The organism is Pseudomonas sp. P8_229, assembly GCF_034008635.1.
Lineage (GTDB): Bacteria > Pseudomonadota > Gammaproteobacteria > Pseudomonadales > Pseudomonadaceae > Aquipseudomonas.
The window spans coordinates 3,910,912-3,933,123 of the sequence record NZ_CP125378.1; the positions used below are offsets into that span (position 1 = coordinate 3,910,912).

General features: G+C 61.6%; 15 protein-coding genes. 8 read left to right on the forward strand and 7 right to left on the reverse strand.

Annotated features, from left to right (window positions below; translation table 11 throughout):
• The first annotated feature begins 721 nt into the window (after positions 1–721).
• Together QMK55_RS28645 and QMK55_RS17575 are read left to right on the forward strand one after the other, a co-directional pair.
• Positions 722–1,426, forward strand: coding sequence for a methyl-accepting chemotaxis protein (locus QMK55_RS28645; protein WP_413787284.1), 705 nt, complete (start codon positions 722–724; stop codon positions 1,424–1,426).
• 293 nt (positions 1,427–1,719) lie between these two features.
• The gene (locus QMK55_RS17575; protein ID WP_102358307.1) at positions 1,720–2,109 is read left to right on the forward strand and encodes a hypothetical protein; all 390 of its coding nucleotides are present in this window, start codon (positions 1,720–1,722) and stop codon (positions 2,107–2,109) included.
• Here QMK55_RS17575 and QMK55_RS17580 read toward each other — a convergent pair whose 3' ends face one another.
• Positions 2,110–2,886 (reverse strand): TatD family hydrolase, encoded by a 777-nt coding sequence (locus QMK55_RS17580; protein ID WP_320329650.1) that lies wholly within the window; start codon positions 2,884–2,886, stop codon positions 2,110–2,112.
• Between the two features lie 3 nt (positions 2,887–2,889).
• On the reverse strand, positions 2,890–3,885 hold the full coding sequence (cra, locus tag QMK55_RS17585) for a catabolite repressor/activator (protein WP_320329651.1): 996 nt from the start codon (positions 3,883–3,885) through the stop codon (positions 2,890–2,892).
• A 306-nt stretch (positions 3,886–4,191) separates the two neighbouring features.
• Here cra and ptsP point away from each other — a divergent pair, with 306 nt between their 5' ends.
• The 4 genes from ptsP (at position 4,192) to QMK55_RS17605 (ending at position 11,447) form a co-directional block, all read left to right on the forward strand.
• A complete protein-coding gene (gene ptsP, locus QMK55_RS17590; RefSeq protein WP_320329652.1) occupies positions 4,192–7,053 on the forward strand; it encodes a phosphoenolpyruvate--protein phosphotransferase in 2,862 nt (953 codons plus the stop codon).
• Positions 7,053–7,994: a 1-phosphofructokinase gene (pfkB, locus tag QMK55_RS17595; protein WP_102358301.1), complete on the forward strand. Its 942-nt coding sequence runs from the start codon at positions 7,053–7,055 to the stop codon at positions 7,992–7,994. The genes ptsP and pfkB overlap by 1 nt, the downstream gene beginning before the upstream one ends.
• 11 nt (positions 7,995–8,005) lie before the next feature.
• Positions 8,006–9,739 (forward strand): PTS fructose-like transporter subunit IIB, encoded by a 1,734-nt coding sequence (locus QMK55_RS17600; protein WP_102358299.1) that lies wholly within the window; start codon positions 8,006–8,008, stop codon positions 9,737–9,739.
• A 166-nt stretch (positions 9,740–9,905) separates the two neighbouring features.
• On the forward strand, positions 9,906–11,447 hold the full coding sequence (locus tag QMK55_RS17605; protein WP_320329653.1) for an alkaline phosphatase D family protein: 1,542 nt from the start codon (positions 9,906–9,908) through the stop codon (positions 11,445–11,447).
• Positions 11,448–11,574: 127 nt separating this feature from the next.
• Here the strand turns inward: QMK55_RS17605 and QMK55_RS17610 are convergent, their stop codons facing one another.
• Both QMK55_RS17610 and QMK55_RS17615 read right to left on the reverse strand, forming a co-directional pair.
• The gene (locus QMK55_RS17610) at positions 11,575–14,100 is read right to left on the reverse strand and encodes a sulfite reductase flavoprotein subunit alpha (RefSeq protein ID WP_320329654.1); all 2,526 of its coding nucleotides are present in this window, start codon (positions 14,098–14,100) and stop codon (positions 11,575–11,577) included.
• Between the two features lie 251 nt (positions 14,101–14,351).
• Complete coding sequence (locus QMK55_RS17615) at positions 14,352–16,697, reverse strand: TonB-dependent siderophore receptor (RefSeq protein ID WP_320329655.1); 2,346 nt, start codon at positions 16,695–16,697, stop codon at positions 14,352–14,354.
• A 208-nt stretch (positions 16,698–16,905) separates the two neighbouring features.
• On the opposite strand from QMK55_RS17615, the gene QMK55_RS17620 reads away from it, so the two are divergent.
• Both QMK55_RS17620 and QMK55_RS17625 read left to right on the forward strand, forming a co-directional pair.
• Positions 16,906–17,586: a Fe2+-dependent dioxygenase gene (locus QMK55_RS17620; RefSeq protein WP_320329656.1), complete on the forward strand. Its 681-nt coding sequence runs from the start codon at positions 16,906–16,908 to the stop codon at positions 17,584–17,586.
• Positions 17,583–18,335, forward strand: coding sequence for a tetratricopeptide repeat protein (locus tag QMK55_RS17625; protein WP_102358292.1), 753 nt, complete (start codon positions 17,583–17,585; stop codon positions 18,333–18,335). Before QMK55_RS17620 ends, QMK55_RS17625 begins: the two co-directional genes overlap by 4 nt.
• Before the next feature lie 253 nt (positions 18,336–18,588).
• Here QMK55_RS17625 and QMK55_RS17630 read toward each other — a convergent pair whose 3' ends face one another.
• The 3 genes from QMK55_RS17630 to QMK55_RS17640 form a co-directional block, all read right to left on the reverse strand.
• Complete coding sequence (locus QMK55_RS17630) at positions 18,589–19,752, reverse strand: type III PLP-dependent enzyme (protein WP_034154440.1); 1,164 nt, start codon at positions 19,750–19,752, stop codon at positions 18,589–18,591.
• Positions 19,753–20,399: 647 nt separating this feature from the next.
• Entirely contained in the window at positions 20,400–21,557 is a 1,158-nt protein-coding gene (locus QMK55_RS17635; RefSeq protein ID WP_047291222.1) for a betaine/proline/choline family ABC transporter ATP-binding protein, read from the reverse strand.
• The gene (locus QMK55_RS17640) at positions 21,554–22,207 is read right to left on the reverse strand and encodes an ABC transporter permease (protein WP_102359003.1); all 654 of its coding nucleotides are present in this window, start codon (positions 22,205–22,207) and stop codon (positions 21,554–21,556) included. Before QMK55_RS17640 ends, QMK55_RS17635 begins: the two co-directional genes overlap by 4 nt.
• Positions 22,208–22,212: the final 5 nt, after the last annotated feature.

The following is a 22,212-nucleotide window of genomic DNA, read 5'->3' on the forward strand; positions in this document are numbered from 1 at the left end:
CGGCTCGTACTCATTGGGCCAGGGCTTTCTCAACAGTTCGTCGAGCACCCGGTTTGACGAGTTGCTGGCGCAGATCGAAAAACTCCAGGCCGAATACGCCCTGAAACTGGCGGACGCTCTCGACTCCAGCAAAGCCGCGCGCGCAGACCTCAGTACCCAGGCCGACAACAGCAAAACCTCTCTCAAACAGGCCAGCGAACTGTTTGAAGAGAAAGTCGTGGTGGCCGAAACCCTCGATACCCCGTGGCAAGCGTTCTACGACCAGGTCACCGGGCTGATGGACAAGACCTACCAGCTCAACGACGTGACCCTGAAATTCCTCGATACCCAATTGCAGCAACGCCTGGCGCAGAACCGCACGCACATGGTCCTGCAGGCCGTGGCGTTGTCGGTGGTGTTTGTGCTGATTTTCTATCTCTACGGTGGTTTCTACGCGTCGACCCGCACCACGCTCAAGCGCTTGGGGGCGATGATGGACAAGGTCGCGGCCGGTGACATGACGGTCAATTTCGTCGCCCACAGCCGTGATGAACTGGGTGAGTTGGGCGAAGTGTTCAATGGCACCGTGAGGAAGATCCACGACCTGATCGAGCGGGTCGGCCATACCGTGAGCGAAGTCGAGCGCCAGGCCGGGCAGGTGGAAAATGTGTCCGCGCAGAGCAACCAGGCGGTGGCGGGGCAGCGCACGCAGATCGAGCAAGTGGCGACCGCGATGAACCAGATGTCGGCGACCTCGCTGGAAGTGGCCCGCAGCGCGGCGGCAGCGGTGAGCAGTGCCCACAGCGTCAACGATGAAACCATCAGCGGTCGTGGATTGGTCGAGTCGCAGCAGGGCAGCATTGCCGCGCTGGCCAGCGAGATCGATCAGTCCGTGCGGGTGATCAACCAGTTGGCCAGTGACAGCCAGTCGATCAGCCGCGTATTGGAGGTGATCAAGAGTATCGCCGAGCAAACCAACCTGTTGGCGCTCAACGCTGCCATCGAAGCGGCCCGTGCCGGTGAACAGGGTCGTGGGTTTGCCGTGGTGGCGGACGAGGTGCGTACCTTGGCCAAGCGCACCCAGCAATCGACCGAAGAAATCGAACAGATGATTGCCAAGCTGCACGGTGGAGTCGGCGCGGCGGTGAAAGCCATGGGCGTCAGCCATCAGATGGCCAGCGGCACGGTCGGGCAGTCGGAAAAGGTCCAGCAGGCGCTGGAAAATATCCTGGGTGCGGTGGGCATGATCGTCGATCAGAACCAGCAGATCGCCGCTGCCGTGGAACAACAGACCGCCGTGGCGCACGACATCGACCAGAACATCGTCGAGATCAACCGCGCCGGCGAGCGCACGGCCCAAGGTGCGCATCAGACGGAAGATGCCAGCCGGGCACTGTCGGCGCAGGTGGTGGAGCTCAAGCAGTTGATCAGCGCATTTCGCGTCTGAGGCCTGCGCGCCACCCTTAGGCAGATAACCTGTGGTGAGGGGATTCATCCCCGATGGGACGCGAAGCGTCCCCCATGTCTGTAAGTGATCAGGGACTGCTGCGCAGTCCATCGGGGATGAATCCCCTCACCACAGGCTCATTCAAACAGGGGCAGCAGGGCAGATGTCCGAACATTTTGTAATGCTTTGATACTTACGCTTGTAAGCCAATTCCTGTTTTCTTTCGGCGACTGGCTTTTCGTCATTAATGAGCCAGTATTCCTGTTCCGTTGATTGCGTCGAGGAGGCCGCTCATGTCCGTTGCAACCTTGGGAATCCAGGGCCGTTGTGCACATTGCCAGACTACGCAGCAGCTCAAACCATGGCAGCTCAACGCCATTGCGATCAACGAGCAGTTCACCTGTGCGCACTGCCAGAAAAGCCTGGAGTTGCGCTGCCCGAAACAGATCAAACGCTTCAGATCCCTCGATTCGCTGGGACTGTTGCGCTTCAGTGCGTCGTTAACGGTGTGCACTGCGTTGCTGGTGGCGCTGGTCATGGAGTGGATCGGGTTGCTCAGCGTGAGTGAACAACTGAACGCTTCGCTGATCGTGCTTTTCGTGTACTTCGCGTTGCTGCGCTTTGTTCACCATCGCCAGCACATGACTTTGATCCTCGACGCGGCCAAGGCCCACGCCGACTGATTACCAGCCGAACACTTCGGCGCAGTTGGCAGTACTGGCCGCCGCCAGTTGTTCTGCACTGATATTCATCAACTCAGCCAGTGCCGCACAGATTGCCGGCAAGTGAGCGGGGCTGTTGCGCTGGCCGGGGAACATCGCGGGGGCCATGTCCGGCGAGTCGGTTTCCAGCACGATCGACTCCAGCGGCAGATCCGCCAGTACCCGATGCATGCGCAACGCCTGTGGCCAGGTCGGTGCGCCGCCCAGCCCCAGTTTGAATCCGAGTCTGATGTATTCGCGTGCCTCTTCACGGCTGCCGGCGAAGGCGTGGATGATGCCGGCACGTTTGAGTTTGAAGCGCTTGAGCGTGGCAATCACCGCCGCGTGGCTGCGGCGTACGTGGATCAGCGCCGGCAGTTCGAAATCCGCCGCCAGTTGCAGTTGCGCGTCGAACAGCGCCTGCTGGCGTTCGCGGTCGAGGGATTCGATGAAGTAATCCAGGCCGATCTCGCCCACTGCACACAACTGCCGATGGCCGCGCAGGCGGGTCAGCCAGTCGCCCAGCGCGGTCAGATCCTGCGGGCGATGCTGATCGAGATACACCGGGTGCAGACCGAACGCCGCGTACAGCGCGGCATCGCTTTGCACCAGATCCCACACCCGTTGCCAGTTGCCCTCATAGACCCCCAGCACCACCATCCGCCGCACCCCGAGGGCACGGCTTTCGGCGAGCAGCGCCGCGCGGTCGGCGTCGAAGTCGGGAAAATCGAGGTGGGTGTGGCTGTCGATCAGCTCCACGGCTCAGTTCCGGTGAATACGCTGCTTGAAGGTACGGGCAATGGCCTGCACGCCGGCCTTGTACTCCGACTGTTCGACCGCAGCCAGCGCCAGTTCCAGCGCCTTGTCGGCGATCAACCGGTGCTGCTGGGCCATGGCGTTGACCGGCAACGGCAGGAAGTCCAGCAACTGCGTGTCACCGAAGGTGCCGAGACGCAGCGGCCGGGATTTGAGCGGGAAATCATGCAGCGCATCGAACACGCCCTGCAGCAGCACGTAGGAAGTGGTCACCAGCGCATCCGGAAAATGCCCCAGACGTTGCAGGAGTTCTTCCATCAACTGCTTGCCGCACTCGCGGCTGAAGGATTCGGTGTGTTCGACCAGCACTTCGCCTTTGAAGTCGACCAGCGCTTCTCTGAAACCGGCGGCCCGTTCCTGGCTGATGCTCAGCTCCGGGCGGGCGCCCAGCAACACGATCTGTTTGGGCTGCGGGTCGAGCAGGCTTTGGGTCAGGTGCAGGCTGGCTTCGCGGTCGTCACTGATCACCGAGCAGAAATGCTCGGGTTCCATGACTCGGTCGATGGCGATGATCGGCAAGCCCTTGGCCTGCAACTGACGGTAGCTGTCGTCGCCGGCCGGCAAGCAACTGGCGACGATCAGCGCATCGCAACGGCGGGCGCGGAACAGTTGCAGCAGTTGGCGTTCGCTGTCCGGCGCATCGTCGGAGCTGGCGATCAGCAACTGATAACCACGTGCCCGCGCACCTTGCTCCAGCAGCTTGGCGATCCGCGCGTAACTGGGGTTTTCCAGATCCGGCAGAATAAAGCCCAGCGTGCGCGTGTGCCGACTGCGCAGCCCGGCTGCTTGTGGGTTGGGCGTGAAGCCGTGTTGTTCGACGACCGCACGCACCCGCTCGACCGTGGCGTTGCTGATGCGTTGCTGTTCGGCCTTGCCGTTGATGACGTAGCTGGCGGTGGTCACGGACACTCCGGCCAACCGTGCGATATCACTGAGTTTCAACCCGGTATTTCCTTGTTTTTTCGAGCTAGCCCCGACATTTTCGCCAATCCTACCCGATTAGGGCAGGCGACTATTGTCGCAGCGCATCCGACAAGTTGGACTTCAAGGATGAGACATTATCGAGTAACGTGCCGATCAATCTAGATTAAACGTTTCAGCAAGCGTATTTTCTACGTTTTAGACGCCTTTGGCCGGTTCTGCCGTGAAACCGCCAAAACTGCCCCTGAAAAGGATGGCCTACAGCGCCTAAGCTGCAAACAATTCAAAACAATACCTGGCGTCATCAGGCGCCAAAAAGGAGATCGCATGCTCGAGCTCACTATAGAGCAGATATCCATGGGCCAATCGGCTGTGGATAAACCCGCCGCCCTGCAATTGCTCGCCAATCACCTGGTCGCCGATGGTCTGGTTGCCGATGGCTACCTCGCCGGCTTGCAGGCCCGGGAAGCCCAGGGCTCGACCTTTCTCGGTCAAGGTATTGCCATTCCCCACGGTACGCCCGAAACCCGTGATCAGGTATTCGCCACCGGCGTGCGCCTGATGCAGTTTCCCGAGGGCGTGGATTGGGGCGATGGGCAGATCGTTTATCTGGCGATCGGCATCGCGGCCAAATCCGACGAACACCTGCGCCTGCTGCAACTGCTGACCCGTGCCCTCGGCGAAACCGATCTTGGTCAGGCGTTGCGTCGCGCGAGCTCGCCGCAAGCGCTGCTGAAACTGCTGCAAGGTGCGCCGCAGGAACTGGCGCTGGATGCGCAGATGATCGGCCTCGGCGTGTCGGCTGACGATTTTGAAGAATTGGTCTGGCGTGGCGCGCGTCTGCTGCGGCAGGCCGATTGTGTGAGCAACGGCTTTGCCGGTGTGTTGCAGCAAGTCGAAGCGCTGCCGTTGGGCGATGGCCTGTGGTGGCTGCACAGCGAGCAGACCGTCAAGCGTCCGGGCCTGGCGTTCGTCACCCCGGACAAACCGATGCGTTACCTCGGCCAGCCGCTCAGCGGTCTGTTCTGTCTGGCCAGTTTGGGTGAGGCGCATCAGGCGCTGCTCGAACGTCTGTGCGCGTTGCTCATCGAAGGTCGCGGCCATGAATTGGGCCGCGCCACCAGCAGCCGCAAGGTCCTCGAAGTGCTCGGCGGCGAACTGCCAGCCGACTGGCCGAGCGCACGCATCGCCTTGGCCAACGCCCACGGTTTGCATGCGCGCCCGGCGAAGATCCTCGCGCAACTGGCGAAGAGTTTTGACGGCGAAATCCGCGTGCGCATCGTCGACAGCCAGGACAGCGCCGTGTCGGTGAAGAGCCTGAGCAAGCTGCTCAGCCTCGGCGCCCGTCGCGGTCAGGTGCTGGAGTTGATCGCTGAACCGAGTATCGCTGCCGACGCCTTGCCGGCACTGCTGGCCGCTATCGAAGAGGGTCTCGGTGAAGAAGTCGAGCCATTGCCAGCGGTGAGCCAGCAGCGCGAAGTCATTGCCGATATCGCCGAAGTGCTGGTCGCCCCGGCGTCCGGCGCGCAGTTGCAGGCGATTCCTGCGGCGCCGGGCATTGCCATCGGGCCGGCGCACATTCAGGTGCAGCAAACCATCGATTACCCGTTGCGTGGCGAGTCCGCCGCCATCGAACGCGAGCGCCTCAAGCAAGCGCTGAGCGATGTGCGCCGCGACATTCAGGGTTTGATCGAACGCAGTAAAGCCAAAGCGATCCGCGAGATCTTCATCACCCATCAGGAAATGCTCGACGACCCGGAATTGACCGATGAAGTCGACACCCGCCTCAAGCAAGGCGAAAGCGCCGAAGCGGCGTGGATGGCGGTGATCGAAGCGGCGGCCAGACAACAGGAATCTTTGCTGGACGCGTTGCTCGCTGAGCGGGCGGCGGATCTGCGTGACATCGGTCGTCGGGTGCTGGCGCAACTCTGCGGCGTGCAGACCCCGAACGAGCCGGAGCAACCGTACATTCTGGTGATGGACGAGGTTGGTCCCTCGGACGTGGCGCGGCTCGATCCGGCCCGAGTGGCCGGTATTCTCACCGCTCGCGGCGGCGCCACCGCGCACAGTGCCATCGTCGCCCGTGCCCTCGGGATTCCGGCGCTGGTGGGCGCCGGCGCTGCGGTGTTGCTGCTGAAGTCGGGCACGCCGTTGCTGCTCGACGGCCAGCGCGGTCGCCTGCATGTCGACGCCGATGCCGCGACCCTGCAGCGCGCCGCCGAAGAACGCGACACCCGTGAGCAGCGCCTCAAGGCTGCCGCCGAACAACGTCATCAACCGGCGCACACCACTGACGGTCATGCCGTGGAAGTCTTCGCCAATATCGGTGAAAGCGCCGGTGTCACCGCTGCGGTAGAGCAGGGCGCCGAAGGCATTGGTCTGCTGCGCACCGAACTGATTTTCATGGCGCACCCGCAGGCGCCGGACGAAGCGACTCAAGAAGCCGAATACCGCCGCGTCCTCGACGGTCTCGCCGGACGACCGCTGGTGGTGCGTACGTTGGACGTCGGCGGCGACAAACCGCTGCCGTATTGGCCGATCGCCAAGGAAGAAAACCCGTTCCTCGGCGTGCGCGGCATTCGCCTCACGTTGCAGCGTCCGCAGATCATGGAAGCGCAACTGCGCGCGTTGCTGCGTTCGGCGGACAACCGGCCGTTGCGCATCATGTTCCCGATGGTCGGCAGCGTCGAAGAATGGCGTCAGGCCCGCGACATGACCGAGCGTCTGCGTGTGGAAATTCCGGTCGCTGATCTGCAACTGGGGATCATGATCGAAGTGCCTTCCGCCGCATTGCTGGCGCCGGTACTGGCCAAGGAAGTCGACTTCTTCAGCGTCGGCACCAATGACCTGACGCAATACACCCTGGCCATCGACCGTGGTCACCCGACGCTCTCGGCTCAGGCCGATGGCTTGCATCCGGCGGTGTTGCAACTGATCGACATCACTGTGCGCGCCGCGCATGCCCATGGCAAATGGGTCGGCGTGTGCGGCGAACTGGCGGCGGACCCGCTGGCGGTGCCGGTACTGGTCGGCCTCGGCGTCGATGAGCTGAGCGTGTCCGGGCGCAGCATCGCCGAGGTCAAGGCACGCATCCGCGAACTCAGCCTGACCCATGCGCAAACCCTTGCTCAACATGCCCTCACCGTGGGCAGCGCGAACGAAGTGCGTGCATTAGTGGAGGCCCTGTAATGGCCAAGATTCTCACCCTGACCCTCAACCCGGCGCTGGACCTCACGGTCGAGCTGCCACGTCTGGAGGCCGGTCAGGTCAACCGCAGCGACGAGATGCACACCCATGCTGCCGGCAAGGGCGTGAACGTCGCGCAGGTGCTCGCGGACCTCGGGCATCAACTGACGGTCAGCGGCTTTCTCGGCGAAGACAATCTGCAAGCCTTCGAAACCTTGTTCGCCAAGCGCGGCTTTGTCGACGCGTTCATCCGCGTGCCGGGGGAGACGCGCAGCAACATCAAGGTCGCTGAGCACGACGGCCGTATCACCGACATCAATGGCCCGGGCCCGGTGGTCGACGCGGCGGCGCAGCAGGCATTGCTCGAGCGGCTGGTGCAGATTGCACCGGGGCACGATGCGGTGGTGGTCGCCGGCAGTTTGCCGCGCGGTGTCACGGCGCAGTGGTTGCGCGAGCTGATCGAACGCCTGAACGGACTTGGTCTGAAAGTCGCCCTCGACAGCAGCGGCGAAGCCTTGCGCGCGGCCATTGAAGCGCGCCCGTGGCTGATCAAACCGAACACCGAGGAGCTTGCCGATGCGCTCGATTGCGATGTGGTTTCGCACGCCGCCGAAGCGCAGGCCGCGGCGTGCCTGCATGCCAAGGGCATCGAGCACGTAGTGATTTCCCATGGTGCCGACGGCGTGAACTGGTTCAGCGTTGGTTCGGCGCTGCATGCCACGCCGCCCAAGGTCACGGTCGCCAGCACGGTGGGTGCCGGTGACTCGTTGCTGGCAGGTATGCTCCACGGTTTGCTCAGTGCCGAGACGCCCGAGCAGACCTTGCGCAGCGCCACGGCGATTGCCGCGATGGCGGTGACGCAAATCGGTTTCGGCATCAACGATGCGGCGCAACTGGCGCAGCTCGAACAGGGCGTACGCGTGCGTCCCCTGACAGAACAATAAGAGGGTTTGTCATGAAGTTAGCCATTGTCACGGCCTGCCCGAACGGTATGGTCACCAGTGTGCTGTGCGCCCGCCTGCTCGACGCGGCGGCCCAGCGTCAGGGCTGGAGCACCAGCGTTGAAGTGGTGGATGCGGCGCACCCGGAACGTGAACTGTCGGCCGCGACCATCGCGGCGGCGGAGTGGGTGCTGCTGGTGGTCACCGGCGATCTCGACATGAAGCGTTTCGTCGGCAAGCGCGTGTTCCGCATAGCCCCGGCGCAAGCGCTGCAGGATGTCGAAGCGGTTCTGCGCCGTGGTGCTGAAGAGGCCGAAGTTTACGTCGCCGCCGACGCTGCCCCGGCAGCCGCTGCGCAACGTGCACCGCGCATCGTCGCGATCACCGCGTGCCCGACCGGCGTCGCCCACACCTTCATGGCCGCTGAAGCGTTGCAGCAAACGGCCAAGCGTCTGGGCTATGAACTGCACGTCGAAACGCAAGGTTCGGTCGGCGCGAAAACCCCGCTCAGCGCGACAGCGATTGCCGAGGCTGACGTGGTGTTGCTGGCGGCGGATATCGAAGTCGCCACCGAGCGTTTCGCCGGCAAGAAAATCTACCGTTGCGGCACCGGGATTGCCTTGAAGCAGTCCGAAGCCACACTGAAAAAAGCCCTCGCCGAAGGTCAGGTGGAGAGCGCCGCGAATGACGGCAAGGCTCCGGCCAAGCAAGAGAAAACCGGGGTCTACAAACATCTGCTGACCGGCGTGTCGTTCATGTTGCCGATGGTGGTGGCGGGCGGTCTGATGATCGCGTTGTCGTTCGTGTTCGGCATCACCGCGTTCAAGGAAGAGGGCACGCTGGCGGCGGCGCTGATGCAGATCGGCGGCGAGACCGCGTTCAAGCTGATGGTGCCGCTGCTTGCCGGCTACATCGCCTATTCGATCGCCGACCGTCCGGGCCTGGCGCCGGGGATGATCGGTGGTTTGCTCGCCAGTACGCTGGGGGCAGGGTTCATTGGCGGTATCGTTGCCGGGTTTATCGCCGGGTATGTGGCCAAAGCCATCAGTCGCTACGTCGCCTTGCCGCAGAGTCTTGAAGCGCTGAAACCGATTCTGATCATCCCGTTGTTCGCCAGCCTGATCACCGGTTTGGTGATGATCTACGTGGTCGGCAAACCGGTTGCCGGCATGCTCGCGGCGCTCACACATTTTCTCGACAGCATGGGCACCACCAACGCGATCCTGCTCGGCGTGTTGCTCGGCGGCATGATGTGCGTCGACCTTGGCGGGCCGATCAACAAGGCGGCGTATGCGTTCTCGGTGGGGCTGCTGGCCTCGCAGAGTTATGCACCGATGGCCGCGACCATGGCCGCCGGGATGGTGCCGCCGATCGGGTTGGGCATCGCCACCTTCATCGCCCGGCGCAAGTTCGCCCAGACCGAGCGCGAAGCCGGTAAAGCGGCGCTGGTGCTGGGGCTGTGTTTCATCTCCGAAGGGGCGATTCCGTTTGCCGCCAAAGACCCGTTGCGGGTGATTCCGGCGAGCATTGCCGGTGGTGCTTTGACCGGTGCACTGTCGATGTACTTCGGCTGCAAACTGATGGCGCCGCACGGTGGCCTGTTTGTGCTGGCGATCCCGAATGCGATCAATCATGCGCTGTTGTATCTGCTGGCGATTGTCGCGGGGAGTTTGTTGACGGCGGTGGTTTACGCGACGGTCAAACGCCCGGAAGCGGTGGAGCTGGCGATGGAACCTGCCAAAGCCTGACACCCTTCCCCCTGTAGGAGTGAGCCTGCTCGCGATAGCAATCTGTCAGAGACATCGATGTTGACTGACACACCGCTATCGCGAGCAGGCTCACTCCTACAAGAGGAGGGTGTCATGGCAGGGTCATACAGCCGTGCTTAAGTTTTCCTTTTTCAGGGAGAACACCATGAGCGATTTCAATCCGGGTCGTCGGCGGGTCATGCAGGTGGTCGGTGCCGGTCTGTTGATGCCGGGGCTGGCGCCGGCGGTGATTGCCTCGGTCAAGGATCGGCCACAACTGACGGATGGCGTGCAGTCCGGTGACCTGCAAGGCGACCGCGCGATGATCTGGAGCCGCAGCGACCGTCCGGCGCGGATGGTGGTCGAGTGGGACACGCGCAGCCAGTTTCGCCACCCGCGTCGGGTGGTCTCGACATTGGCCGATGCGCGCACAGATTTCACCGCCCGGGTTGAGCTCACCGGGCTGCCCGCCGATCAGGCGATTTTCTATCGGGTGTATTTCAAGGACGCGCAAACCGGCGTCGCCAGCGAGCCGTGGCTCGGTCACTTGCGCAGCGCACCGACCGCGCGGCGCAATATTCGCTTTGTGTGGAGCGGTGACACCGTCGGCCAGGGCTTCGGCATCAACCCGGACATCGGCGGCATGCGCATCTACGAATCCATGCGCTTGCGCCTGCCGGACTTCTTTATCCACAGCGGCGACACCATCTACGCCGACGGCCCGGTGCCGGCGCAGTTGACCACCGAGGGTGGTCGCGTGTGGCGCAACCTCACCACCGAAGCCAAGAGCAAAGTCGCCCAGACGCTGGATGACTATCGCGGCAATTACCGCTACAACCTGATGGACGAAAACATCCGCCGCTTCAACGCCGAAGTGCCGCAGATCTGGCAGTGGGACGACCACGAGGTGGTGAACAACTGGTCGCCGGGCAAGCAGCTCGACGAGCGTTATCAGGAAAAAGATATCCACACCCTGGTCGGCCGTGCACGCAAGGCCTGGCTGGAATATTCGCCCATGCGCCTGCAGGCGGCCGACGGTGGCGGGCGGATTTATCGCAAGCTCAGTTACGGGCCGATGCTCGACGTATTCGTCCTCGACATGCGCAGCTATCGCGGTGCCAATGATGACAATCTCGGCGCGGCAAAACCGTTCCTCGGGCGTGAGCAACTGGACTGGCTCAAGCGTGGCTTGAAGCACTCCAAAGCGCAGTGGAAGGTGATCGCCGCTGACATGCCGATCGGCCTCGGTGTGCCGGACGGTGAAGTCAGCCCGGGCGTTGCGCGCTGGGAAGCAGTGGCCAACGGTGATCCCGGCCCGGCTCAGGGGCGTGAACTGGAAGTCGCCGAGCTGCTCGGTTTTCTGCGGGCGCAGCAAGTGCGCAATTTCGTGTTCCTCACCGCCGACGTGCATTACTGCGCGGCGCATCACTACCACCCGGAGCGTGCGGCGTTTCAGGATTTCGAGCCGTTCTGGGAGTTTGTCGCGGGACCGTTGAACGCCGGGAGTTTCGGGCCCAATCCACTGGACAAGACCTTTGGCCCGGAAGTGGTGTTCCAGAAAGCACCGCCCACCCAGAATGCTTCGCCGTTTGCCGGGTTTCAGTTTTTTGGTGAGGTGAATATCGAAGGGCAGAGCGGGGAGATGAGCGTGGTGTTGCGGGATTTGAATGGGGTGAGCGTGTTTGAGCAGAAGTTGCAGCCGGTGTGATTTAACCGGCACTGCAACTTCCTTGTGGGAGCGGGCTTGCTCGCGAAGACGTCATGTCAGTCGACAGCGACTCCGCTGACACACCGCGTTCGCGAGCAAGCCCGCTCCCACAGGAGGGTGAGTAATCTCAGTAAACATCCCGGCGGTAGCGGCCCTGTTCGATCAGGCGTTCGACTTCGGCGGCGCCGAGGATGTCGTTGAGCACCTGGTCCACGCCGGAGGCCATGCCTTGCAGGCTGCCGCAGATATAGATCACCGCACCGTCGGCCAACCATTTTTTCAGTTCGTCAGCGGATTCGCGCAGGCGATCCTGCACGTAGATTTTCTGCGCCTGATCCCTTGAAAACGCCAGGTCCAGTCGCGCCAGGTCGCCATTGATCAACCACTCTTCCAGCTCCGCCCGGCAGAGGAAATCGTGCTGACGATTGCGCTCGCCGAACAGCAGCCAGTGGCGCTGCTGACCGTCGGCGATGCGTGCCTTGAGCAGGCTGCGCAACCCGGCAAGGCCGGTGCCGTTACCCAGCAGAATCATCGGCACTGGTTGGTTCGGCAGGTGGAAGCCACTGTTGCGGCGCACGCGCAGGCTGATGCTGCCGCCCACCGGCGCATGCTCGGTCAGCCAGCCGGAACCGATGCCGAGGCTGCCATCGCTGTGTTGCTCCTGACGCACGATCAGCTCCAGCACACCGTCAGCGGCGATCGAGGCAATCGAGTACTCGCGCATCGCCAGCGGCACCATTGCATCGACCAGCGCCTGCGCGTGCAGGCCGACCAGATGCGCGCGGTGTTCAGGCAGTTGGCGCGAGGCGAGGGCGACTTCCAGCGGCTCTTCGAGACCATTGACCTTCACCCGGGTTTCGCCGCGAATGCCGAGGCCGTCGAGGAAGTGTTCGACCGCCCACGCGCAATTGCGTGGCAGTACTTCCACCAGGTCGCCAGCCAGCCAGCTGCTGTTCGGTGCGCTCAGGCCCAGCAGATAAACCGGTGCACCGCTGCTGTCGGGGTTCAGCAGTTCGCGGCGCACCAGCGTCCAGTTTTCGTAGCTCGGCGCTTGCCAGGTGTCGACCGGCGTTTGTCCGGTGAGCAGCCCGAGCTGGGTTTGCCAGTGACGCAGGGCATACGGGTCGCCGCTGTCGACTTCGACCGGGGCGAACAGGGTCTTGCCGCCGTGCTCGCTCAACCACTGATGCAGGCGTCGGGCGAAGCCGCAGAAATGCGAATACTGGCGGTCGCCCAGACCCAGTACGGCGTAGTTCAGGCCCTCGAGGCTGGCGGCGTTGCGCAGCACTTTACGTTCGAAGCCGCGAGCGCTGTCCGGTGCTTCACCGTCGCCGAAGGTGCTGACCACGAACAGCGCGTTGTTCGATTCGCGCAGATCCTGCGTGCTGACATCTGCCAGCGGCTGGACCTTCACCGGCAATCCGGCGGCCTGCAATTGCCCGGCGGTCTGCCACGCCAGTTGTTCGGCGAAACCACTTTGGCTGGCGAAACCGATCAGCCATCCGGGTGCATTGCCGGCCGGTTGTTCGAGGCCTTTGCGTGCGTCCTGAACCTGTTTTTTCTTGCGCCGACGGTCGAGGTACAGCAACCACCCGGTGATGAAAAACAGCGGCATGCACACAGCGGCCAGGGTGATGATGATTCGTCCGACGAGGCCGAAATAGCTGCCGACGTGCAGCGCGTAAATGCTGGTCAGCAGTTGCGCCTTGAAGCTCTTGTCGGCGTAGCGGTCGACGCGTTTGACCACCCCGGTGGCCGGGTCGAGGGTGATCTGGTTCAACGCGCGATCATGCGGCGAGCTGTCGAGCAGGTAGAACACCGTCGCTGGTTGCCCGGCCACTGGCGGCATGCGGATGTTGTAGGCCGACAGGCCGGGACCGGCCGCGCTGTAGATGCTGCTCCACATCGCCGCGTAGTCGGCGGTCGGTGCCGGACCTTCCGGCGCCGGGCCGCGACTACCGCGCACGCGCTCGTTTTGCGGCGCGTCGGAAAACAGTCTGGTCAGGCCCTTGTTGTACCACTCGTACGACCAGGACAACCCGGTCAACGCCAGCAGCAGATACACCAACAGGCACCAGGTGCCGGCCACCGAGTGCAAATCCCAATTGAAGCTGCGGCCCTTTTTCTTCCAGTCGAGGGTCAGCCACACGCGCCAGCTGTTCCACTGTCGTGGCCAGCGCAGGTACAGCCCGGAGAGGCAGAAGAACAACAGGATCAGGGTGCACGCGCCGGTGATGTTGCGCCCGGTATCGCCCATGGCGAGGAAACGGTGCAGTTGCAACATCAGGCCGAAGAAATCCTGGCCCACGGCATCGCCCATGAACTCGCCAGTGTACGGATCGAAGTAGCGCATCTCGCCACGGCGCTCGCCTTTGGGCGGGGTGAAGTAGACGCGCGCGGCGTTGCCGCTGTCGGTCTCGACCCAGAGCATCGCGACCTTTTTGCCGGAGGTCGCTTCGATGTGTTCCACCAACTCGACTGGGGGCAGGACGCCGGCGACCTGTTTTTCCACCTGCAACACCGATGGGTTCAGCGCCCGCAGAATTTCGTCCTGAAACGAATAGGCGGCACCGGTAATGCCCATCAGGGCCAGCACCAGCCCGGCAGTGATGCCAAAAAACCAGTGCAGCTGGAACAGGGTTTTCTTCAACACGTCGCTCGCCTTGTTCGTTCAAAAATGTGTCATCACGGCGCGCATTATGCCGTGGGTTGTCGAGAGCTTCTTTGATTACGCACAAAGGCCCCGTTCAAATGAATGAACGGGGCCATGATCTTGCGGCGCATACCTTTGCAGGAGTGAGCCTGCTCGCGATAGCGGTGGATCAGTCAATCCATTCGCTGGCAGACACGACCTCATCGCGAGCAGGCTCACTCCTACAGGTTCTCCCGCATTTACAGCGTTGGTCAGAAGTGGAAGTTGGTGCTCAACAGCGCCGTACGGCCCGCCGCCTGATTGGCGAAGTGGGTCGCGAAGGCTTTGTCGTAGTAGGTTTCGTTGGTCAGGTTCTGCACGTTGAGTTGCAGGTCGACGTTCTTGGTCAGCTTGTAGGCAGCCATGGCGTCGTAACGCACATACGAGTCGACCATGGTGGTGTTGGCCACGCTGCCGAACACGTCATCGACATAGAACGCACCGCCACCGATGGTCAGCTTCGGCGTGACCTGATAAGTGGTCCACAGGCTGGCGCTGTTTTTCGGTGTGTTAGGCAGCTCGTTGCCGTTGTTGGCTTTGTTGGCCGGCAGGTCACCACCGTCCACTTGCTCGCTGTCCATGTAGGCGTAACCGGCGAACACCTGCCATTTGTCGGTGAGCTTGCCGCTGGCCGACAGCTCGATACCTTGCACGCGGGTCTTGCCGACGTTTTCGTACGAGGTGGTATCGACTTGAACGCGAGCGTTGTCCTTCTCGGTGCGGAAGATGTCGGCGGTCAGCGACAGGCGATCGTTCAGCAGGTCCCACTTGGTACCGATTTCGTAGTTCCTGGTGGTTTCCGGCTCCATGTCGCTGCTCAGCAGGTTGCCGCTGCGATCGGTGGTGCCGCCCAACGGGTTGCCGTCCATGCCTTCACCCAGGGTGCTGCCCGGTGGTGTGGCGGAGGTGGCATACGAGGCGTAGATGCTGCCGTTTGGCGCCGGCTTGTAGACCACGCCGAACTGGCCGGTGACGAACTCGCTGGTGTCCTTGCCCTTGGACTCGACGCCTTTGGTCACGACGGTCGCGCCCGAGCCATCGTAGGTACGGTATTTAGTGTCGAAATGGTCGTAACGCAAGCCCATGTTTACCAGCCACTGTTCGGACAACTCCAGGGTATCGAACGCGTACAGTGCGTAGGTGTTGGCCTTGGTGTCGGTACCGGCGTAGTTGCGCGAGATCGCGCCGTTCCACGGGTCGCCCGGGTTCGGGTTCGACAGCGAGGTGCAGTTGTAGCCGCTGGACGCGCCGATCATCGACGGGGTGCAGTTGGTGCTGGCGTTACCCGGCGAACCTGGCGTGGTGTCGGTGTTGACGTTGTACGAAGATTTCTGGCTTTGCTCGTAGGTGTATTCGACACCGGTGGAGAAGCTGTTCTTGAAGCCGGCGACGTAGAAGTTGCCGAACAGGTCGGTCTGGTTGGTGGTGGTCTCGGTGTTGCTCACCCGAGTGTTGGCCCGCCGCCAGACACTGCCGTTGTTGACGTTGCCCTTGCTGTCGTCCGGCTGGGTCAGGATGTAGTCCTGCATGCTGGTGCCGTGACGCAGGGTGTTCTTGATGGTCAGCGAGTCGCTCAGATCGTGCTCGATGGCGAAGGTCGCGGTGTCGGTGCGGCCCTTGCGGAAGTCGCGACCGTCCAGTCCATAGAAATTGCTGTGATCGCCACCCGAGTACGGTTTGTCCGGGTTGGATTTGGTGCGTGCAGCCGAACCACCGGCTGGAATGGTGTACGGAATGCCCGAGTCCGGGGTGTCGTTGCTTTCGAGATGGTAGTAATCGAGATTGACGCGGGTGTCGGTGCCGAGACCGAACGCCAGGGACGGGGCGATACCCCAGCGGTCGTAATCGACGCTGTCACGACCGGCGACGTTGCTTTCGTGGCTCATCAGGTTCAAACGGCCGGCAGCGGTGTCGCTGAACTGGTAGTTGCCGTCCAGTGTGTAGCGCTGAGTCTGGTCGGAACCCCAGGTGAAACCACCGTCGAACGAGTTGCCCAGGTGCGCTTTCTTGCTCACCAGGTTGATGCTGCCGCCGGCCGCGCCGCGACCGCCGATAGCCGAGTTCGGGCCCTTGCTGACTTCGATGTTTTCGACGGCGAAGATCTCGCGGCTTTGCGAACCGGTATCGCGTACGCCGTCGAGGTAGGTGTCGCCCTGGGCGTCGAAACCACGGATGAAGGGACGGTCGCCCTGCGGGTTGCCGCCTTCACCTGCGCCGAAGGTAATGCCAGGCACGGTACGCAGCGCGTCCTGCATGTTCAGGGCGCCAGTGTCTTTCAAAACCTGTTGCGGGATCACGGTTACCGAGCGCGGCGTGTCGACCAGCGGTGCGGTGTACTTGGGCGAGGAGGCTTTTTCGACCTGGTAGGACGTCGAGTCCTGTGCTTGGCCGGTGATGGCGGTAGCGTCCAGGGCGATGGCATTGCCGGAGGCTTTGCTGTCGGTCTTCTCGGCGGCGAACACCATGTTTGCAGCGGAACCGGCGGTGATGGCGACACCAATGGCCGAAGCGAGCAGACGTGGTGAACTGACCGGCAATTGTGCGTATTGACGTGACATTTTTATTTCCCCTCCCCAAGGATTTGAGGTCGCGGAATATAGGGTAAACAGGTATTCGTATCAATTGCGAAATATTGTTATTCGCGACGAATTTACATTCTTTACAATTTGACCTTACGGTTTTTGCCGATTCATCCGTCGTGCGGGTTTTACACAGCCAATAAGAATCAATACCATTGGCGCCTCTTTGCCATCAGGTGACATCGCCATGCTGCTGCACATCCCCGGACTGTTCGCCAAAGACGAAGTGCAGCGTATTCGCGAAGCTCTGGAGCAGGCCGACTGGGCCGATGGCAAAATCACCGCCGGTTATCAATCAGCCAAGGCCAAGCACAATCTGCAGCTGCCGGAAGGCCATCCTCTGGCCAAGGAAATCGGCGCGGCGATGCTCGAACGGCTGTGGAAAAATCCGCAGTTCATGTCCGCCGCACTGCCGCACAAAGTATTCCCGCCGTTACTCAACTGCTACACGGCGGGTGGCAGTTTCGATTTTCACATCGACAATGCCGTGCGCCAGCCCAAGGGCAGCATCGAGCGAGTGCGCACTGATCTGTCGGCCACGCTGTTTTTCAGTGAGCCTGCTGATTACGACGGTGGCGAGCTGGAAATCCAGGACACCTTCGGTACCCAGCGAGTGAAACTGCCGGCCGGCGACCTGATGCTGTACCCGGGCAGCAGCTTGCACAAGGTCAACGCCGTCACCCGCGGTGCGCGCTACGCGTCATTTTTCTGGACGCAAAGCCTGGTGCGCGAAGACAGCCAGCGCGCGCTGCTGTTCGAAATGGACGGAGCGATCCAGCAACTGACACAAGACATGCCCGATCACCCGTCGCTGATCCGCCTCACCGGCACCTATCACAACCTGCTGCGGCGCTGGGTCGAGGTATGAGTTTCCTGCTGCGTCGCGAGGAAGTCCTCAGCGGCGAACAACTCAGAGTCATGCTCGGCGAAAGTCCGGCCCGTGCTGCGCAGGCGATTTTGCTGGCGGCAGGTGAGGGCGAGGTTGAAGCGCAGGCCTTGCTTGGGCAGATTCTGCTCGACGGCCAAGGCATTGCGCAGGATCAAGCGCTGGCGCTGCGCTGGTTTGGCATCGCCGCCGGGCGTGGGCATCTGATGGCGCGCAATATGCTCGGGCGTTGTCATGAGCATGGCTGGGGGATTGCGGCGGATGCGTCGGTTGCTGCGCGGCATTATCAGATTGCAGCGGAGGCCGGGTTGGATTGGGCGATGTACAACCTTGCCAATCTGCTGGCGACCGGGCGCGGTGTGGCGGTGGATCATCTGCAGGCGCTGGCGCTCTATCGACGCGCGGCTGAACTGGGCCATGCGAAATCGATGAATCTGCTGGGGCGGTATCTGGAGGAAGGGCAGGTGTGCCCGGCGGATCTATCAACAGCGCGCGACTGGTATCGGCGTTCGGCTGAGGGCGGGGATTTTCGCGGGCAGTTCAGTTTTGCTGCAGTTTTAGCGGATGAGGGGCGGATTGATCAGGCGGTCGATTGGCTTGAGAAAGCTTTGGCCGGCGGCAATCTGAATTTTCTGCGGGTGGCGAGTCAGGCGTTGGCGAGTGCTGTAGATCCGAGGATTCAGGCGTTGGCTGGACGGTATGCGCTTCGGTGCCAAGAGCCCTCACCCTAACCCTCTCCCAGAGGGAGAGGGGACTGACCGAGTTGGATGTTCCTGGTACACCGACCTGAGATATCCAGTCGACCTCAGGTTTTGAAAAGCCCCCGATCTGCTCCCTTTCCCCCTCGCCCCCTTGGGGGAGAGGGCTGGGGTGAGGGGTATAGATCGAAAGCACACCACAAATCTCAAAGCCAGACACAAAAAAGCCCATGACACGTCATGGGCTTTTCACTTGCAGCTAGCAGCTTGAAACTCGCAGCTGCTCTTACACGTAAAACGATTTCAACGGCGGGAAGCCATTGAACTCAACCGCGCTGTAACTGGTGGTGTACGCACCGGTCGACAACCAGTAAAGACGATCACCAATCGCCAGGTTCAGCGGCAGACCGTACTTGTAGTTCTCGTACATGATGTCGGCGCTGTCGCAGGTCGGGCCGGCGATCACGACTTCTTCCATCTCGCCTTTCTTCTCGGTCCAGATCGGGAACTTGATCGCCTCGTCCATGGTTTCGATCAGGCCGGAGAACTTGCCCACATCGGTGTAGACCCAACGTTCGACGGCGGTGCGCGACTTGCGTGCAACCAGTACCACTTCGCTGACCAGGATGCCGGCGTTGGCGATCAGCGAACGGCCCGGTTCCAGAATGATTTCCGGCAGGTCATCACCGAAGTCTTCCTTCAGGAAACGGATGATTTCTTCGGCGTAGGTTTCCAGGCTGTTGGTGCGGGTGATGTAGTTGGCCGGGAAGCCACCGCCCATGTTGATCAGCTTCAGGTGAATACCGTCTTCTTCTTTCAGTCGCTCGAAGATCACTTTGACCTTGGCGATCGCCGCGTCCCAGACGCTGATGTCGCGCTGTTGCGAGCCAACGTGGAACGAGATGCCGTACGGCACCAGACCCAGGTCGCGAGCGAGGATCAGCAGGTCCATGGCCATGTCGGTCTGGCAGCCGAACTTGCGCGACAGAGGCCAGTCAGCCGTGGTCGAGCCTTCAGTCAGGATGCGCACGTAGACTTTCGAGCCTGGTGCCGCTTTGGCGATGTTGCGCAGGTCGGCTTCGGAGTCGGTGGAGAACAGACGCACGCCCTTCTCGTAGAAGTAGCGGATGTCCTTGGATTTCTTGATGGTGTTGCCGTAGCTGATACGGTCGGCGCTGACGCCACGATCCATCACTTTGTCCAGCTCATAGATGGAGGCGATGTCGAAGCTCGAACCTTTCTCTTTGAGCAGGTCGATGATCTCGACGGCCGGGTTGGCCTTGACCGCGTAGTAGACCTTGGCGAATTCGAAACCGGCGCGCAGGTCATCGTAGGCCTGGGCAATCATCGCGGTGTCGATCACCACGAACGGGGTTTCCTGTTTGTCGGCGAACGCCTTCATTTTGTCGAATGTAGCGCGCGCGAAATAGTCTTCGACCTGGATCGACATGCTGGGATCTCCTACTGGCAAACTAAAATTATCAATGGGTGCAAATGAACGTCCTCCGTATCCCCACTTTGGTTCGCCTACTTCCCAAGGCATGTCGCCGAAAGCAAAAAGGCCACGGGCGTATCTGCCCTTGGCCTTGCTGTCTCGTCGTCAGTACTTGAGCCGGATGGATCGTTTCCAGCATGGACGTTCGGCGCGAACTTTAGGGCGTGAGGGGCCTGAGATCAACTAAAAATGTCGCGTTTCTGCACGCTTCTGACGTGCGTCGCGTTCATCACTCTTTGTAGCCGACCGAGATGACGGGCAGATGTTCCCCGGGAATTTTTCAGTGTTAAAAATACCTGCACGTTCGCGGATTATGTCGGCGAAGTCGTGGGTAAGTGCGATGGCGTCAAAATCGGCGACGTTGGCGGCGAAAGGTGGGTGTGAGGGGGATTTTGCCGGTTTTGAAGGCTGCGCAAGGCATGCTGTCCGGTTCTCAGGTGTTGAGATTCTTTTCCGTCTTGTGAATGACTTAATAACACCCCTGATCCTGTAGGAGTGAGCCTGCTCGCGATGACTTTTTTTCAGCCTACATCTTCATTGGCAGATATTGCGCTATCGCGAGCAGGCTCACTCCTACAGGGGTGTGTGTTTTTACCGGGTAATCAGGCGACTACCGCCTCAGCCGGCGATACGATATTGGTCTTCATCCCGCGCGAACGTCCCGAGCTGAGATACGCCGCAATCGACTCCTGCGTCACCTCGCCGAGGAACACCCGCTCGGCGTCCATCACCGGCAGCCACGAACGATTGAACTCGTACATGCGCGACAGCAGGATGCGCAAATGCTCGTCGTACGCCGCCGTGGCGTTGAACTCCCGGAGGAACTGCGCGCAGGTACCAGTCTGACGGTGCAGGTCGCGGCGACGCACATAACCCAGCGCCTTGTTCTCGGCACAGGTGACCACCACGTAGCGGCGGTCATGCTCGTCCATCAATTCCAGCGCATCGGCCACCGGGGTTTCCGGGCTCACCGACGGTGCGTTGTCCGCCGCATCTTCGGCTTTGACCAACAGCAGGCGCTTCAGGGTGCTGTCCTGGCCAACGAAGTTGCTGACGAAGTCGTCCGCCGGATGCGCGAGCAGGGTGTCCGGGTGATCGATCTGCAGCAGTTTGCCGGCGCGGAAGATCGCAATCTTGTCGCCCAGCTTGATCGCTTCGTCGATGTCGTGGCTGACCATGATCACGGTCTTGTTCAGCGCCCGTTGCATCTCGAAGAATTCGTTCTGGATCATCTCGCGGTTGATCGGGTCGACCGCACCGAACGGCTCATCCATCAGCAACAGTGGGGCATCGGCCGCCAGTGCGCGGATCACGCCGATGCGCTGTTGCTGACCACCGGACAATTCACGCGGATAGCGATGCAGATACTGCTTGGGCTCAAGCTTGATCATGCTCATCAGTTCACGAGCGCGGTCGTGGCATTTCTGTTTGTCCCAGCCGAGCAGTTTCGGCACGACGACGATGTTCTCTTCGATGGTCATGTTCGGGAACAGACCTATCTGCTGAATCACGTAGCCGATGTTGCGACGCAGGGTCACTTCGTCGAGATCAGTGGTGTCTTCACCGTTGATGAGGATCTTGCCCGAGGTCGGTTTGATCAGGCGGTTGATCATCTTCAGCGTGGTGCTTTTGCCGCAACCCGATGGCCCGAGGAACACACAGATTTCGCCTTCATTGACGGTCAGGCTTACCGAGTCCACGGCTTTGACGTCTTTGCCGTTGCTTTGGAAAGTTTTGCTGAGGTTTTGAAGTTCGATCATTTGAGCAGTCCTTTTGGAGTCAGCGTACGTTGCAGCCACTGCAGGAGGAGGTCGGCGAAGATCGCCAGAAGACTGACCAGCAGCGCGCCGACAATCAGCATCGACATGTCGCTGCGGCTGATGGAAGCGAGGATCAGCACGCCGAGGCCACCGGCGCCGATGGTCGCGGCGATGGTCATCACGCCGATGTTCATCACCACGGCAGTGCGCACGCCGGCGAGAATCACTGGCACCGCAATCGGCAGCTCGACCATGCGCAGGCGCTGGCCGAAGGTCATGCCGATGCCGCGTGCGGCTTCACGGATACCCGGTTCGACGCCAGTCAATGCGAGGTAGGTGTTGCGCATGATCGGCAACAGTGAATAAAGGAACACGGCGGTGATCGCCGGCATCGGCCCAAGGCCCTGGCCGAACTTGGAGTAGAACGGCAGCAGCAGGCCGAACAGCGCAATCGACGGCACGGTCAGCAGCACCGTGGCGCTGGCCTGCAAGGGACCTGCGAGGGTCGGAAACCTCGTCATCAGAATACCCAGCGGCACGCCAGCGACAATCGCCAGGGTCACGGCGATGCCGACGAGGGTGATGTGCTGCCAGGTCAGGTGCATCACCTGCTGCCAGTCGAGATGGGAAAAGGCGTTCAGGAATTCCATGACTT

What these genes read in the sequence shown, in the direction of transcription:
- QMK55_RS28645 (WP_413787284.1), top strand. Translation starts at nt 722, where the DNA reads ATGTCGGCGACCTCGCTGGAAGTGGCCCGCAGCGCGGCGGCAGCGGTG.
- QMK55_RS17575 (WP_102358307.1), top strand. Translation starts at nt 1,720, where the DNA reads ATGTCCGTTGCAACCTTGGGAATCCAGGGCCGTTGTGCACATTGCCAG.
- ptsP (WP_320329652.1), top strand. Translation starts at nt 4,192, where the DNA reads ATGCTCGAGCTCACTATAGAGCAGATATCCATGGGCCAATCGGCTGTG.
- pfkB (WP_102358301.1), top strand. Translation starts at nt 7,053, where the DNA reads ATGGCCAAGATTCTCACCCTGACCCTCAACCCGGCGCTGGACCTCACG.
- QMK55_RS17600 (WP_102358299.1), top strand. Translation starts at nt 8,006, where the DNA reads ATGAAGTTAGCCATTGTCACGGCCTGCCCGAACGGTATGGTCACCAGT.
- QMK55_RS17605 (WP_320329653.1), top strand. Translation starts at nt 9,906, where the DNA reads ATGAGCGATTTCAATCCGGGTCGTCGGCGGGTCATGCAGGTGGTCGGT.
- QMK55_RS17615 (WP_320329655.1), bottom strand. Translation starts at nt 16,697, where the DNA reads ATGTCACGTCAATACGCACAATTGCCGGTCAGTTCACCACGTCTGCTC.
- QMK55_RS17620 (WP_320329656.1), top strand. Translation starts at nt 16,906, where the DNA reads ATGCTGCTGCACATCCCCGGACTGTTCGCCAAAGACGAAGTGCAGCGT.
- QMK55_RS17625 (WP_102358292.1), top strand. Translation starts at nt 17,583, where the DNA reads ATGAGTTTCCTGCTGCGTCGCGAGGAAGTCCTCAGCGGCGAACAACTC.
- QMK55_RS17630 (WP_034154440.1), bottom strand. Translation starts at nt 19,752, where the DNA reads ATGTCGATCCAGGTCGAAGACTATTTCGCGCGCGCTACATTCGACAAA.
- QMK55_RS17635 (WP_047291222.1), bottom strand. Translation starts at nt 21,557, where the DNA reads ATGATCGAACTTCAAAACCTCAGCAAAACTTTCCAAAGCAACGGCAAA.
- QMK55_RS17640 (WP_102359003.1), bottom strand. Translation starts at nt 22,207, where the DNA reads ATGGAATTCCTGAACGCCTTTTCCCATCTCGACTGGCAGCAGGTGATG.